This is a genomic window from Roseimaritima multifibrata (assembly GCF_007741495.1).
Classification (GTDB): Bacteria; Planctomycetota; Planctomycetia; order Pirellulales; family Pirellulaceae; genus Roseimaritima; species Roseimaritima multifibrata.
In genome coordinates this window covers 6,143,446-6,157,997 of the sequence record NZ_CP036262.1, presented here as the reverse complement: position 1 = coordinate 6,157,997, position 14,552 = coordinate 6,143,446, and the positions used below count along the sequence as shown (strand labels likewise).

The following is a 14,552-nucleotide window of genomic DNA, read 5'->3' as shown; positions in this document are numbered from 1 at the left end:
TCAGCTTGGAATCGATTTGGGACCGTCCACACACATAAGCGGCCGGATTCAATTGTAACGGACGAGACCAAGATCTCTGGTATTTCTGAAACCAGAAAACTGGTGTTGTTCCATTAACTAGGTAGCTTATTTGCGAACATCTTCTTAGTTAAGTTCTTCGACTTCGGTGATTTGTAGTTCGCCATAATTGGAGATGGTGCCTGCGTCCATGACGTCGACCAGGCTTTGTAAGCGAGCCTTCTTGTGGCAAGTGATGGACAATCGCATGCCCCCTGCGCTCGGGTTATAGGCTTCTTTTAAGCCCGTCGTGATGGCTAGTTTGCTGGCGCATTCGCGTTCAAAGGTCGGAGCGATAATGAGGTAGCCATTGAATTCGTCGATTTCGACGGTCACGGTTTCAAAATCGTCTTCTTCTTCGTCCTGTTGGTTTGTGCTGGGCTGGTCACTTTGGGAGCGGGGCATCGGGATCGATTTTTGCAAACTGAACGATGCGGTCACCATGAAAAAGATCAGCAGCAGGAACGTGACGTCGACCATGGGGGTCATGTCTAGTTCGCCATCTTCCCGTTTTTTACGCGGTAGTGGTGGCGGTTCGTCAGGAAGGTCTGCACTGGGATCCGACATGCTTTCACTCCTCTTTAACGGCGATGTAGGTGGTGTCTAGATCCGGGAAATTGTCACCGACCATTTTGCGGACCCGGCCGATTTCGCCAACCGAAACGTCGTAGTCTCCGAGAATCATGACCTGCTGCTTCCCGTCATCCAATTCTTTCTGTACGTATTCGATGACTTCCAGGGTCTGTGCGTCTTCGTCGTCGATGAATTTGCTTTTGTCGGAGCGACTGAGGATGGCGGCGTCCTCGCTTCCCCGTTCGACAAAGATGACCGCCGAATCCTTTGCGGAGACCGCAAGTCCAGCATCGGCGGTTGGTGTTCTCCCCGTTTGGGTGGGGTCCATCTTCGAAGCTACCACAAAGAAAATGAGCAGTAGAAAGGTGATGTCAATCATCGGGGTGATGTCCATCTCTTCATCGGGACGCTTCCCCTTCGACATTTGCATCGGGGCGTCTTCTTCGTCGTCGTCAATCGTGTCTGGTACCGAAGCCATGCGATGATTCTGCAGTTTGAAACCGGAAGCGGGGATCTCGAAAAGGGCTTAGCCTTCTCGCTGCATTCCCTCTTTAAGGGCTGAGAAAGAGCGGGTCAGGCCGGTGCCCACCAGGTCTTCCATCTTGCTGATTTTAATATTGATATTGGCGACGATAATCATCAGTGGAATCGCGATCGCCAGGCCCGAGGCGGTGGTCACCAACGCGACCTGAATGTCACCGGCCAATGCAGAAGGTTCCACACTTTCGGCCGTTGCGAGGGTCTTGAACGCCCCCATCATTCCAAAAACCGTTCCGAACAGCCCGATCATCGGAGCACTTTTGATCACGGTGCTGACCCAGCTGAGCCGGTATTCAAGGTCGGAGAGAACGTCGCGCTGAAAGCGATCGAGGACCACCTGACGGACTCGACCATATCCCAGTTCACGATTGGCGATGGCCAATTCAAGCATTTGCGGGATCGCTCGCGAGTCCCCTTCGCAAAGCATCGCTGCGGTTTCGAAATCGCCGCTGCGGAGGGCCGGATCGACTTCATCTAAGAAGGCGTCTTGAGCCGCTTCGTTTTTGAAACGCTTGTTCGAGACTCGAGTCCAAATCACGACGATGCAGTACAACCCCCATAGAGCCACCAACCCCAACGCAAGGTACGTCGAGTTCGAGATGAGCATGTAAAGATTCAGTCCATCATCTGCGGCAAGCAACATGCTGTCGGTTCCTCTATCGGAAGCTTAGTGTCAGGAAACGTCTGAAGGACGTCAAACCAGGATTGTGCGAAGTAGAAGTGGTACTAGTTGGTTCAGTTTAATCAAAAAGTCCCGAATCGGACGAGGATACTAAAGGGTTCTCGTCACAAATGCAGGTGAAGTTCCGCTCGATCGGCTTCTTTCGCCCACGATGGGTCGGAAGTTCACGAACTATATTGGTCGATTCAACGTAGAAACGGCATTGTACTGTTCCCATCGCATCTTGAGTGAGAGGGTGCGGCGGGAGGGCATTGCCATGTTCGTCGTTGAGCCTTGACTTCATTTTGGCTCCGAAAGCCGCCGATGCCCAGCGAGACGCCTCCTTTGCCGCCCGAACCGATTGCCGAACCGCCTCGGCGGAGCTGGCCGCGGCGGATGCTGAATCGGCTGGAGGTCAATCAGGCGGTCTTTTTTGCGATCTGCGTGCGCGGCTGGCAATTCGCCGCCGGTCCCGTCACGCTACTCCTGATCGCCCATTACTTTTCAGAAGAAATGCAGGGCTACTACTACACTTTCGGGAGTGTGGTTGGTCTGCAGATGTTCTTCGAACTGTCCTTGCCACAGGTCTTGATCAATTCAACCAGCCATGAATGGGATGGTCTGGAATTGTCTGGGGACGGATATGTTGTGGGGGATCGCCGCCGTCGGTCGCGGCTGGGCAGTTTGTTCAGGATCGCGATGCGGTGGTACCTGATCGCCGCCGTGCTCTCCTTTTTTGTCGTCGCGGCGGCTGGGTTCTGGTTTTTTGGTGGCCCACGTGAATCGGAGAATATCGCTTGGCAGTGGCCCTGGCTTGCAGTGGTCCTCGGGTCTTCTTTCAGTTTGTTGCTCTCTCCTTGCATGGCGGTCCTGGAAGGTTGCCATCAGGTGCAGCCCGTTTATAAAAACCAGCTGACGCGTTCGGTGCTGGGGACCATGGCGGTTTGGATCTCGATTCCGATGGGGGCGGGGCTTTGGGTGCCGGCGATCGTTTCGGTCGTCCGAGTCGGCTGCGAAGCCGCTTTTGTAGGGGGCCGCTACCGGAATTTCTTTGTCAGTTTATGGCGGCAGCCCGTTGTCGTTGATTTTCAGTGGTTTCAGGAGGTCTGGCCCTTTCAATGGCGGATGACGGTCAAAGGCTTTTTTGGCTTTTTTAATGCCTACCTGTTGGTCCCCGTGCTGTTTTATTTTCACGGCCCCATTCCTGCCGGACGGATGGGGATGACGTGGCAGGTATTAGGGACTTTGCTGGAAGCGAGCGGGAGCTGGGTCCGTGCTCGGATGCCGCTATTTGGAAGCTTGATCGCCCGCCGCAATTTCAGTGAACTTGATCGGGTTTTCCGCCGTGTCTCCTGTGTCGCGCTCGGAATCTTGCTGGTGGCCTTGGTCGCGGTGAACGTGTTGGTCCTGCTGTTAGACGCTTTCCTGCCAAAGATTGGCGACCGTTTGCTCTCGCCGCTTCCGGTGTTCCTGCTGTCGCTGGCGATTCTGGTCGTCTTCGTCGTGGAATCCCTTTGGCGATACGTCCATTGCCATCTGTCAGCCCCCTATATTAAATGGGCTTTGGCTGGCGACGTTTTGAATGGATTGCTGGTATTGGCGTTGGTGAAACCCTTTGGAGCCGTCGGGGTTGCGGCAGGTTATTTGGCCGCAAACGCACTGTTTAAATTACCGCTAGCCATTTTTGTTTGGCGAAAGATTCGCCAACGTTGGCATTAACGTTTTAAGGAATTGAACCTTTGAGAACCATGATTTTATGCGGCGGGCAGGGGACTCGGATGCGAGAGGAGACCGAGTACCGTCCCAAGCCATTGGTGGAAATCGGTGGTCGTCCGATCCTCTGGCATATCATGAAAATGTATGCCGCTCATGGCTTCGATGATTTCGTGCTTTGCCTTGGCTATAAGGGGCGGATGATCAAAGAGTATTTCTTGCAGTACCACGCGATGAACCATGATTTTACGATCCAGCTGGGGAACCAGCAGGCGATCGATTTTCATCAACCGCTGGCGACGGAATCCTTTTCGGTAACCCTGGCCGAAACCGGGGATCTTACGATGACCGGTGGGCGTATTCGACGTGCTGCTAGGTATATCGATGACGATTTGTTTTTGGTGACCTACGGCGATGGGGTCGCGGATATTGATCTGACGGCTTTGGTCGCGTTTCACAAACAGCATGGTAAATTGGCGACGATCACGGCGATGCGCCCTGTTTCAAGGTTCGGAATGCTTGACCTGGAACCCAATGGTTTGGTTAAACAGTTCAGCGAGAAACCGCAGTCGGATGCATGGGCGAGTGCTGGTTTCTTTGTCCTGGACCGCAGGGTGATCGATCGGCTGGGCGATGATTCCTGTGTCTTTGAACAGGAACCCCTGCAGCGTCTGTCCCAAGAAGGGGAATTGGTGGCCTACCAGCACGATGGCTTTTTCTTTGCGATGGATACGTATCGCGAGTACCAATATCTAAATCGATTGTGGGATACGAACCAAGCTCCTTGGAAAGTCTGGTGATCCGGGTGACAAATTCAGTCCATGCCGATTTTTATCGAGGCCGCAAAGTACTAGTCACCGGACATACCGGCTTCAAAGGGGCTTGGTTGGTGGAGTGGTTGCTGGAACTGGGAGCCGATGTGGTTGGGTACGCGCTTGCCCCGTCTACGGATCCGTCGCTCTTTGCCGCGCTGCGCCAGGCCGACAAAATTCAGCACGTTGTCGGCGATGTTCGCGATGCCAGCATGTTTCGGCAGGCGGTCAAGGAAGCGAATCCAGATGTGATCTTTCATCTCGCAGCTCAGCCCCTGGTACGCCAGTCCTACCGCGAGCCGCTGGAAACCTTTGCGGTAAACCTGATGGGGACTGCAAACCTGCTGGACGCCCTGCGAGGGTGGGACCGACCATGCGTTGTCGTCGTTGTGACGACCGACAAGTGTTACGAGAACATTGAAACCGATGCGGGGTATGTTGAAACCGATCGTCTGGGAGGACGTGACCCCTACAGCTGTAGTAAAGCGATGGCCGAATTGGCTGTCGACGCGTTTCGGCAGTCTTACTTTTCGCAAACCGATCATGCCTCCCCTAGCCCTGTGCGAATCGCGACCGCGCGAGCTGGTAATGTGATCGGTGGCGGGGACTGGGCTCCGGACCGGATCATCCCGGATTGCGTTCGCGCCGTTCAGGCCGATCAGCCCATTCGGCTGCGTTACCCTCAGTCCACACGACCTTGGCAACATGTGCTGGACCCGTTGGATGGGTATCTATCGCTGGCAAGGCAGCTTGCGGAAGCCAAAGCAGGCGAGGTTGAGGATTTGGCAACAGCGTTTAATTTCGGGCCCTGCCGTGGTTCGAATCGTTCGGTCGCCGATGTGGTGGGCGCCCTCCAGCAGCAATGGCCTGAACTGCAGCGAGTCTTCGATACGCCTCCAGAAGGCTGGCATGAAGCGGGCCAGTTGTTCCTGGCAACCGATCGTGCTCAGCAGCGGTTGGGGTGGGCGGGACGCTGGGATTTTGAAACAACGATACGGAAAACTGCCGAGTGGTATCGAGGGTTTGCCGATGGAAGGGAACCTGGAACCCTAACTCGGGAACAGATCACACAGTATGCTGCAGGCACTCAAGAATCTCCTTCTACTTCGACTTAATAGCTTGTTCTATGACCGCCGCAAATAAAGCGAATTCGGAACGTCCGCAACATAATATTGCCTCCGGCCCTGTCAGCGCTTGCCAGGTCTGCGGGTCGCAATCGCTGCAGGAAGTGCTTGATCTGGGGCATCAGCCGCTGTGCGATACGTTGCTGACGCAGGAGCAACTTCAGCAGCCAGAAAATAGCTATCCGCTTCGTCAGATGTGGTGTCCCGAATGCACGCTATCGCAGCTTGACTACGTCGTTCCTGGTGAGGTGGTTTATCACCAAAACTATCCCTATCGGACGGGCGTGACTCGCGAATTGGCGGCTTATCAGGAACAACTGGCGGCTGACGTGATCGCGGATTGCGGGGTGTCCAAGGATGCCTTGGTTGTCGACGTTGGCTGTAATGATGGGACGCTGCTGACGTATTTTCGTCAAAGAGGAATGCGGGTCGCAGGGGTCGAACCAACGGACATTGCCAGATTTGCTCGCGAAGAGGGAATCGATACCGTCCAGGCCCCCTTTAACGTGGAAGTCGCCGAACAGTTGGTCGCCAGTCATGGGCAGGCTCAGCTGGTCACGGCAACCAACGTGTTTGCCCACATGGCCGCGATGGGAGACTTCATCGAAGGCTTGGAAAGCCTGGTTGCCGATGACGGTTTTTTCTTGCTGGAGAACCACTACCTGTTGCCTGTGATCGATTCACTGCAGTTCGATACGATCTACCACGAACATCTTAGGACCTATTCGCTAAAGGCGCTCGTCACTCTGTTTGGCTATTATGATTTCACCGTCGTCGACGCGGCGCGCGTAAGTCGATACGGGGGGAACATCCGCGTGACCGTAGCCAAAGGAAAGAACGCGCTCCCCAGTGGCCGAGTCGCCGAGTTGCTGCGTGAAGAAGAGAAGGTGTTGCTGAACCCTGACTATTACGCGAATTTTCGCAATCGATCTATCGGTTTGAAGAATCGATTGTTGGCAACCATCTTGGAAAAATTGGAAGCGGGGAAAAGGGTTGTTGGGAATTCTTGTCCAGGACGTTGCAGCACGCTTTTGAATTTTGCCGGAATCGGGCCCGATATGATCCCGTACTTAGCGGAACAACCCGCTTCTTTAAAGATCGGGAAATACCTGCCCGGAATGCATATCCCGATTGTGAACAACCAACGGCTGTTCGATGAGCAGCCGGAGGTCGTGTTTCTGTTCGCGTGGCACTACGCCGATTCAATCGTGCCACAGTTGCGTGAACGAGGATTGCAGAGTGAACTGTGGATGCCGATGCCAGAGGTCAAGGCGGTTTGAACAGCAAACGTCAAGCGATGGCTGTGATCGGTGGAGGTCGCTGGGCGCGGGTTCTACTGACGGTCCTGAGGGATCTGGTAAGCCAGCTAAATGGAAAAGGGACGACAGAGATCGATTCGATTTTCTGGGTAACCGATCATGCTCCGCAAGCGGCTCAGGTTTATCTGGATAACCAGCAGTGGGAAAACGTCTCTTTAGTACCACGCAGCAAAATTCCTTTTAGTGAATTGGTTGCAGGGGTGGTGGCCAGTTCGCCGCGGCAGCATTTTGCCGACTGTCAGTTATTGCTGGATGCGAAAGTTCCTGTTTTGTGTGAAAAACCGCTGGTGACGTCTTCGCGGGAAGCAGGGCAGTTGCAGGCGTTGGCCGCGAAACAAAAGACGCCTTTGGGAGTCGAGTTGCCGCTGATGCATGCGGGGTTTTTTCGAGATTTCTCGCGATCGGTGGCCGGATGTATTCCCGACAAAATACAGATCCGTTGGTGCGACCCGTGGCAGGAAATTCGCCATGGCGAACGGAAGTCGCCCGAGTTAACGACCGACTACATCACCGACATGTTTCCCCATGTCTGGAGCCTGTTAAACGTCGTGCGCCCGGATTGGCGTTTGAAATCGATCGAATCGGTGACTTATTCCCCAGAGCAAATACAAGTTGAATGTCGATGGGGGGAGGAGGTCTTGGTCGAGTCGGTTTTTAGTCGAAGAGCGGAAACAAGGGAGCGTCGGTTTTGGATCGAACCGCAGCAGCGAGGGATCGATTTTGCAGTGGAGCCCGGTTGGACGCTTGCCGGAGTCAAGAGAACGGACAATCCGCTGTGTGGCGAGCGACCACTAACACGTTCGCTCCGGCGGTTCTTGGAGGTCGCCCATGGGCAAACGGCATATGAAGATTGGGAAGCCTCCGTTGATCGTTGTCTGGATTCGGTCGAATGGACAGAGGCTTTGAGTGCGCGTCTGCAGGCCGAACAAGAGAACCAGTTAAATCGCTTGGTTCGGGATAACGCGTTTGATATCGACTGCCCCGAACATCGTAATCGATTGATCGATCGTTGGTTTCCCGAATTAAGCCGAACCGAGGCCAACGCTCTGTTGAAGTCGCCTGCACGATTCCGCCAATGGGCAACCCAAATAGTTGATGATTTAGGAAAGCGATAAGGGTGGCCCAAGGCGCGAACATGCGGTCGTGAAACGACGACAGAAAAATCACACGCTGGCGATTTGATTATCCCTTTTCAACAGAGGGCGCTCACTGCGAATTTTTAAGTCTTGATTCCGCCAACCAACGCAACCATCGCGGGGATTTTGGGTGGAGCCCAGCGATGGCAAATGAGCGCAGCAGTTCGTAGGGATGTCGTTTAAGATCCCATCCGTATCGAATCGCTTCACGCCAGCCACCGGCGCAATCCGGATCCCATAGTAGATCGCCCAGAAAAGCACTGCGGTGCTGCAGAAGGTTCAGGAAGTAGGGAGCCAAGGTTTCTTGCGGTACGCCGTTTTTGCTGAATTCTTTGAGCAGCGAAACGGAGTGTAACGTTGACACGATGCCACGGTATTTTGACCAACTAAATTCGTTCGCTGGCATTTCGAAAATCAGAACGGACGGTTCCGCGATCAGTTCTCCCAGCTGGTTACCCATCCGCTTGGCGATCAGGTGCGCGTGTGGGTAGGTGTTGCGGACTTCGGTAAACGGAGCATCAAGGAAGGGTGTTGGGAATTCGTCACACCACCACTGCCGAGGAATGATGACACTGTAGGACGCAGTGAAGTCGGCGTCGGGACCGGTCAGCAATTCCGATAACGAATAACGACCACTGGCCGCATGTGGTCGCAACGTTTTGGTCATCGTCATGGTTTGTAAGAAGGCGGCTAGTTCAGCCGCCTGCGGGCGGTGCTCGCCGTCTTGGTACCCGACATTTAGAGCGACCAAATCGGGGGCGTCCGGTCGCTGCAGGATATTCATGATCCGTTCAATGGCCCCGGGGAGAACGATGTCATCGTCCCCGATTAGGAAGGCGTATTTGCCCGTCGCATATTGGGTCACCACGGTTGTGATGTTTCCCAAAATTCCCAGGTTGGTTTCGTTGCGGAAAGAACGGAGGCAAGGATGTTTTGCGAACTTAGCAATGATCTCTGGCGTGTGATCGGGTGAAGCATTGTCGCTAACAATGCACTCGATCTTATTCGCGTACGGATCCAGTTGGGGGAGCAACGCCGTTAGACATCGTTCCAGCAAGTCGGCGCGAGAGTAAGTCGGCAGGCAGATCGATAAACAAGGGGTAGAAGCAGGCAACAATCGACCTTCGCCGTCAAAGTTATAAGGGTAGGGGAGTCGATGTCTTCTGATACCGTTGACTGATCACGACAGAACGCTGGTTTGGCTTGCCCGCTTGTAATCAAAAAACGGTTTGAGAGATATTCGGAAATAGCGTCATGCAACGGTCACGCCAGCAAGCCATGCGGTGGCTGTTAGGAAACCACTGACCTGTTCGAACGGTGTTGTTTTCATGTTTCGTTACATCGCTTCCGCCTTAGAGGTATGGAGGAGTGATGTGAGGACCGTTGGAGCGGTTGGTTGCGGTGAGACGATCGTCGCTGTTGATTTTGGCAGCGACTACTTCGTTTTGCGGTACCGTTGCTCGATGACTTCAAACTTAAAGCTATTGCCGGATCCGGTCGATTCGAAAACGGTTTGAGCGATCTCGGTCACGCTGGGATGTCCTTTTTCGGTCGCGTAGGCGAGTTCGATATGGGCTAGCTCGTTTTCTAGATTTTCAGGAATCAGTTGAATCCGAATTCGCTTTCCTCCCAGGGGAACGCCTGCTTTCTTTAGCAGTTGTTCATCCCAGGCGGCGAAGTTGACCGAGGGGTCGGTCCAGCTGAAATAGAGCCGTTTAGCGGCCGGATCTTCGGTGTCCACTTTGCGTTTCTTGCCTCCGCCACTGAGGTTCGAAGCGATGTCGACCCCTTGGACTCCGCCACCGACGGCCGCCAATTCGATTTTGTAGAAATCAAGTTGTTTGGCGTACGAGGAAACGTCTTTGGCTTTGAAATTCAATCGCCAGCGTTCGAAACGCGGAACAATATCTTCGCCCTCTCCTTCGGGGCCGGGCGGCCGGCTGTCCCCGGAGCCTGTGCCAGCGGTGCTGGCCGGTGCGTTGGTGTTCATCGTGTCCAGCGATGCGGCCACGCTACTGACGGCGTCGGTGACCGCTTCAAGAGTGTCCGCCAACGTGGGTTCCGTTAGTTCTTCAACCTCTTCGGCGCCTGGAGGTTCAAAGTCGCGTTCAAAGCCTTCCGCGTTGTCGCCTCGGCCAGCCGCTTCTTCGATGATCGGTGGGAACGGCTTGGACGCAAATTTCATATTGCGAGTCAGCCAGATCACAAACAACAGGGTGACGAAAATCCCCACGAACAGGGCCAGGGCCATCAACCAAGAACTAACCGAATCGAATCGGGAAGTTTTTAGGTTCGGGCCTTCGGTCGGTTTAAGTGGTTTTATCGCTTTTGGAGAAACGACCTGTGGAACCACTTCGGCAACGGCTAGTTCCTCGATTCCATCGTCGGCAACGGCTTCGGCTTCCACGACTAATTCGTCGTCGGAAACGGCTTCCGCATCGATAATGGGATCGGATTCGGGATCGGTGTGAGGATCGTTCATTGGTTTAAATGTCGAGAGAAGATTGGATCACGAATCAGCGTCAAGGAAAACATAGCCTGGGTCAAGGCTTAAGTACCAATCGCGCCAAGCCTGTTGAGCCGCTTTGATTTCGGTGGCGTTCGGTTTGTCTGGCATTCCAAATCCGTCAAAGCGGCGGCTGACAAATCGCAGGCCATCGCGGGCAAATCGCCTGACGTAGGTGTCATTGTCGCTCAAGGCATAGATCAATGCTGGGACCACGCGAAGTTCCCCGCTTTGCCCTAGGACTCGGGCTGCGACGCGGCGCGCTTGCCAGGATTGGCTGCCCCGTACCAAGCGGATCAAACGGTCCAGTTGTTTGCGGCGGGCTTCGGGCTCGGTCGCCAGTTTGAGGTCTTCGGGGATCGACTGGCCGTCCAGTTCGTCGGCCCCATCTTGTTCCAGCAGGTTCAACAACCCGTCAACGGCTCCGGCGACCTGTGAACCTTTCACTTGGCCACCTTCCATGCGAATTTCGCTGGCGTCTTTAGGGAGCCCCTGGCCGCCGCGAGCGGTCGCTTGGCTGAAGGAGACAATCGATTTCTTGGTGCTTCGGATTAGGAACAGGATGGCAAACGCGGTCGCGACTGCCGGTTCATCATTCACGGCACCGCCGCTGCCGTAGGCATCTTTGATCCCCCAAGCCCCGTTATCCGATTGCTTGGATCTCAGGTCGGCGACCCCTTTGTTGTACCAGTCCGGTTCTTCAACGATGTTGCCTGTCGCGATTTCGACAAAGCTGCGATAACGCTCCATCGTGTAGATCTTGTAGTAATCACGCAGCCGGATCCCCCCCTTAGGATTGGCGAGGAAACGATCGGCCTGCGAGACCGAGCCAAGCAGCAGAGCAGGCTTGATGCCGGCTGCTTCAGCCGCTTTCAGCATTTTTTCTTTTTCACTTTCGGCAGGTTTGAAAGCGATCGGCAATTCGGCAAGGGCAGGGTCCAGGTTGGGGGATTCCCAGAATCCGAACAATTCACCAGCGATCAGTAGGCTGCCTGCACCGCCCATCGTCAGCGTTTCACCGACTCGATTGTCCTGCGGGATTTTTTGCCCGACTTTGGGGGCCACGTTCCCCTTGTATCCCCATCCTCCTTGCGGAGCCTGGGTCCGGAGGAAAAAAGTTGTCACTCCGATCGTCGCATTGGTCGGGATTTGGAACCCATTTTTGTCTAGCGTCCAGAGCGCCAGCATCACGTATTGGGTTTGCGAAATATCGCCCGCCTGCTCGCTGTAGTATCCGTACCCGCCGTGCCCCCGCTGTCCCGAGACAAAGACGTCGCGCAGTTTACGGATTTCGTTTTCGTATTTGACGGGATCGACTTCTGCCAGCAGGAGGATGGCGACGGCCATCTCGTAATTGGCGTAGGTGTGATTTCGAATTTGGCTGGCACTTTGGCCCGCGTAGCGGATCGCTTGATCCAGGCCTCGCTTGACGATCGGGTCGTTTTCTTCGTGGTCCACTTTGAAAACCGCATAGGCGATCAACATTTCGGACCCCTCACGATGGCCCAGCCCTTTCATCGATTCTTCGCTGTGGAGGAATTGAATTCCTTTGCGAATCATCGCCTGAACCTGTGGATCGGTCGGCTTGGCTGCGTGAACGGATGCCTGGAGAGGCAAGAAAATGCTGACAAGCCCAAAAAAAATCGCTGACCTTTTCCAAGAAACCGGATTTTTTGAGCGAGAAAAAGTGGCTTGCATCGACAGAATACCGCGGAAAATAAACGAAAACGTGACCAGTAAAACTTCTTTGTACCTTCCTGCTTCTCTTTTCGTCGAACCGATTGACAGAAAACAGGGTCGCCACTTAGTATAACAGCCTGCTTTGGTTGGGTAGCTCAGTTGGTAGAGCAACGGATTGAAAATCCGTGTGTCGGCGGTTCGAGCCCGCCCCTGACCACTGCTTTTTTTCTTCTTCATTGTTGCAAAGGCTTTGCTAAGCCTTCCTCGATTCAGCGTTCTCGTCGTTTCTTGATTTGAGAGCCCTTGCCGGACGGAGCTGTTTTGTCAGCCATCTTCCCGGCGTTCGCCACTTGTTGCTGCAATCGCAACGGTGGTTGGTCCTTTACCCACCAATCCTAACTGCAGACTGGCAGTTCTTAGCAGGTCGTTTGCTGTGATTTTGGCCCCCACAGAATAAATGTTGAAGAACCTGTGAAGTGTGCGGTCCAAACGCATGTGGTTTCCCGTTAATATACGCTCATCAATAATCATGGGAATCGTTAGCGATCCCCTCGTGTACTTTGTCACCGCCCGGATGGATGATGACTGACCTTGAATTTCGACGCCGTGTTCCTTGCTTGATCCTGTTTCTTTTTTTAGTTGTGGCGGGAGGCAGTTGGGCAACCAGCCCCTTGCTTGGGCAGGAGGATGTCGGCGCGAATGAGGGGGCCACCGAGGAAGCGGTTGTGGCCGAGGAAGTGGTTGCCGTGGACGTTGAAGCCGCGGGACCTGAGGCGGCTGCGGACGGAGTGGATCCAGAGGCGGCCGCTGAAGAAGCCGAAGCGCCGGATTGGCAGGCTAATATCGATGACTTCTTCGGCAAGTATGTTGTGGCTCCTGTTGAAACGGTCATCTTTTTCGATTTCTATACAGGGCCCTGGAAAGATTCCAGTGGGAAAGCGCATCCCGGTTGGCTGGGGACAAGTGTTCCATTTGTGGTGGCCTGGTTGCTGCTTGGCGGAGTCTTTCTGACGATTCGAATGGGTTTCATCAATCTGAAGGCCCCCTGGCATGCGATTCAGTTGGCTCGCGGTCGATACGACAATCCAGATGAACCGGGCGAAGTGACCCATTTCCAGGCCCTCTCCACGGCGTTGTCCGCAACGGTTGGCCTGGGAAACATCGGCGGCGTCGCCGTTGCGATTGGGCTGGGAGGTCCGGGAGCGACGTTCTGGATGATCGTTGTTGGGTTGGTGGGGATGAGCACTAAGTTTGCAGAGTGTTCTCTGGGACAGCTGTATCGAACCGTCGATAGTCGAGGGCATGTGCTGGGAGGGCCGATGCGGTACCTGAAACAGGGCCTAACCGAATTGGGCCTGCCGGTTCTTGGCAAAGTGCTCGCCTTTATCTTTGCGATTCTCTGTATTGGAGCCAGTTTTGGTGGCGGAAATGCCTACCAGATCAATCAGTCGCTGGCGGCCATCCGAACCGATATCACGTTCCTTGACCAATACCCTTGGGTCTACGGGTTGCTGATGACGGTGCTGGTCGGAGTGGTGATTGTCGGTGGCATTAAGTCGATTGGACGTGTGGCCGGGGCGATCGTTCCTTTGATGTGTATGGCCTATATGTTGGCCGCGTTGTACATCCTGTTTGCTCACACAGAACAAATTCCCGCCGCGTTGGCATCCGTCTTCACGGAAGCCTTTACCCCCGGAGCCGGTTATGGCGGGGTGGTGGGAGTCATGGTGATCGGTATTCAACGAGCGGCGTTTAGCAATGAAGCCGGTGTCGGTTCTGCTCCGATTGCTCATAGCGCGGCGAAAACGGATGAACCGATCAGCGAAGGGATTGTCGCCTTGCTGGAACCGTTCATTGATACGGTCCTTGTCTGTACGACCACTGCATTGGTCATCATTGTCAGTCAAGCACACGTCGACCCCGCAAACGCCGATGTTATCGAGGCCAAAGAAGGGGCCGCACTCACTTTGGCGGCGTTCCGCGATGGCGGCCATGAGTGGTTTGGCTACGTCCTGTTCATGGCAGTGGTTATGTTCGCATTTAGTACGTGTATCTCTTGGTCGTACTACGGCGAGCGATCGTTTGTGCAGTTGTTTGGTGCGGGCAGTTCGATCGTCTATCGATTTATCTTCTTGCTCTTCACGTTTCTGGGGTCGATTATCGCAGCGACAAACGTGCTCGCATTCTCGGACTTGATGCTGCTGGGAATGTGCCTGCCAAACCTGTTAGGCGTTTTTCTGCTTAGCGGAGTCGTCAAACGGCGACTTGATATGTATTGGCAGCGATACACTTCCGGGGACCTCGACCGGCAGGCCGAAGCGTACCGCGAATCGCAGTCTTAGGACCTAGTTTGTCCGCTTCAAGGAAGCGGGCGACAAAGACGTTTCCAGTCGATTCGCCGCAGTGCGAATCGATTGATGCGGAGTGGCGT

At 54.5% G+C, this 14,552-nt stretch carries 12 protein-coding genes and 1 tRNA gene; 7 read left to right on the top strand and 6 right to left on the bottom strand.

The features are described 5' to 3' along the window. Nucleotides 1-144: 144 nt before the first annotated feature. From FF011L_RS22380 to FF011L_RS22370, 3 genes are read right to left on the bottom strand one after another with little or no spacing between them, the layout of a single operon-like run. Complete coding sequence (locus FF011L_RS22380; protein WP_145354191.1) at nucleotides 145-624, bottom strand: ExbD/TolR family protein; 480 nt, start codon at nucleotides 622-624, stop codon at nucleotides 145-147. Between the two features lie 4 nt (nucleotides 625-628). Next, complete coding sequence (locus FF011L_RS22375) at nucleotides 629-1,108, bottom strand: ExbD/TolR family protein (RefSeq protein WP_145354190.1); 480 nt, start codon at nucleotides 1,106-1,108, stop codon at nucleotides 629-631. Nucleotides 1,109-1,156: 48 nt separating this feature from the next. Further along, nucleotides 1,157-1,813: a MotA/TolQ/ExbB proton channel family protein gene (locus FF011L_RS22370; protein WP_145354189.1), complete on the bottom strand. Its 657-nt coding sequence runs from the start codon at nucleotides 1,811-1,813 to the stop codon at nucleotides 1,157-1,159. Nucleotides 1,814-2,155: 342 nt separating this feature from the next. On the opposite strand from FF011L_RS22370, the gene FF011L_RS22365 reads away from it, so the two are divergent. The 5 genes from FF011L_RS22365 to FF011L_RS22345 are packed head-to-tail and all read left to right on the top strand — an operon-like array spanning nucleotide 2,156 to nucleotide 7,914. Continuing rightward, the gene (locus FF011L_RS22365; protein WP_145354188.1) at nucleotides 2,156-3,550 is read left to right on the top strand and encodes a polysaccharide biosynthesis protein; all 1,395 of its coding nucleotides are present in this window, start codon (nucleotides 2,156-2,158) and stop codon (nucleotides 3,548-3,550) included. A gap of 29 nt (nucleotides 3,551-3,579) precedes the next feature. Beyond that, nucleotides 3,580-4,344, top strand: coding sequence for a glucose-1-phosphate cytidylyltransferase (gene rfbF, locus FF011L_RS22360; protein WP_315851717.1), 765 nt, complete (start codon nucleotides 3,580-3,582; stop codon nucleotides 4,342-4,344). Nucleotides 4,345-4,349: 5 nt separating this feature from the next. After that, a complete protein-coding gene (gene rfbG, locus FF011L_RS22355) occupies nucleotides 4,350-5,471 on the top strand; it encodes a CDP-glucose 4,6-dehydratase (RefSeq protein ID WP_145354186.1) in 1,122 nt (373 codons plus the stop codon). Nucleotides 5,472-5,482: 11 nt separating this feature from the next. Beyond that, the gene (locus FF011L_RS22350; protein WP_145354185.1) at nucleotides 5,483-6,760 is read left to right on the top strand and encodes a class I SAM-dependent methyltransferase; all 1,278 of its coding nucleotides are present in this window, start codon (nucleotides 5,483-5,485) and stop codon (nucleotides 6,758-6,760) included. After that, nucleotides 6,757-7,914, top strand: a complete 1,158-nt coding sequence (locus FF011L_RS22345; RefSeq protein WP_218932814.1) for a Gfo/Idh/MocA family oxidoreductase — start codon at nucleotides 6,757-6,759, stop codon at nucleotides 7,912-7,914. Before FF011L_RS22350 ends, FF011L_RS22345 begins: the two co-directional genes overlap by 4 nt. 91 nt (nucleotides 7,915-8,005) lie before the next feature. Here FF011L_RS22345 and FF011L_RS22340 read toward each other — a convergent pair whose 3' ends face one another. The 3 genes from FF011L_RS22340 to FF011L_RS22330 form a co-directional block, all read right to left on the bottom strand. Continuing rightward, entirely contained in the window at nucleotides 8,006-9,049 is a 1,044-nt protein-coding gene (locus FF011L_RS22340) for a glycosyltransferase family 2 protein (protein WP_218932813.1), read from the bottom strand. A 321-nt stretch (nucleotides 9,050-9,370) separates the two neighbouring features. After that, nucleotides 9,371-10,417, bottom strand: coding sequence for a hypothetical protein (locus tag FF011L_RS22335; RefSeq protein ID WP_145354182.1), 1,047 nt, complete (start codon nucleotides 10,415-10,417; stop codon nucleotides 9,371-9,373). 27 nt (nucleotides 10,418-10,444) lie between these two features. Beyond that, nucleotides 10,445-12,058, bottom strand: coding sequence for a HEAT repeat domain-containing protein (locus FF011L_RS22330; protein WP_218932812.1), 1,614 nt, complete (start codon nucleotides 12,056-12,058; stop codon nucleotides 10,445-10,447). 207 nt (nucleotides 12,059-12,265) lie between these two features. Here FF011L_RS22330 and FF011L_RS22325 point away from each other — a divergent pair. Together FF011L_RS22325 and FF011L_RS22320 are read left to right on the top strand one after the other, a co-directional pair. Then, a tRNA-Phe gene (locus FF011L_RS22325) sits at nucleotides 12,266-12,338 on the top strand. A 364-nt stretch (nucleotides 12,339-12,702) separates the two neighbouring features. Beyond that, nucleotides 12,703-14,463 carry an alanine/glycine:cation symporter family protein gene (locus tag FF011L_RS22320; protein WP_218932811.1) on the top strand — a complete coding sequence of 587 codons (1,761 nt, stop codon included), beginning with the start codon at nucleotides 12,703-12,705 and terminating at the stop codon, nucleotides 14,461-14,463. Nucleotides 14,464-14,552: the final 89 nt, after the last annotated feature.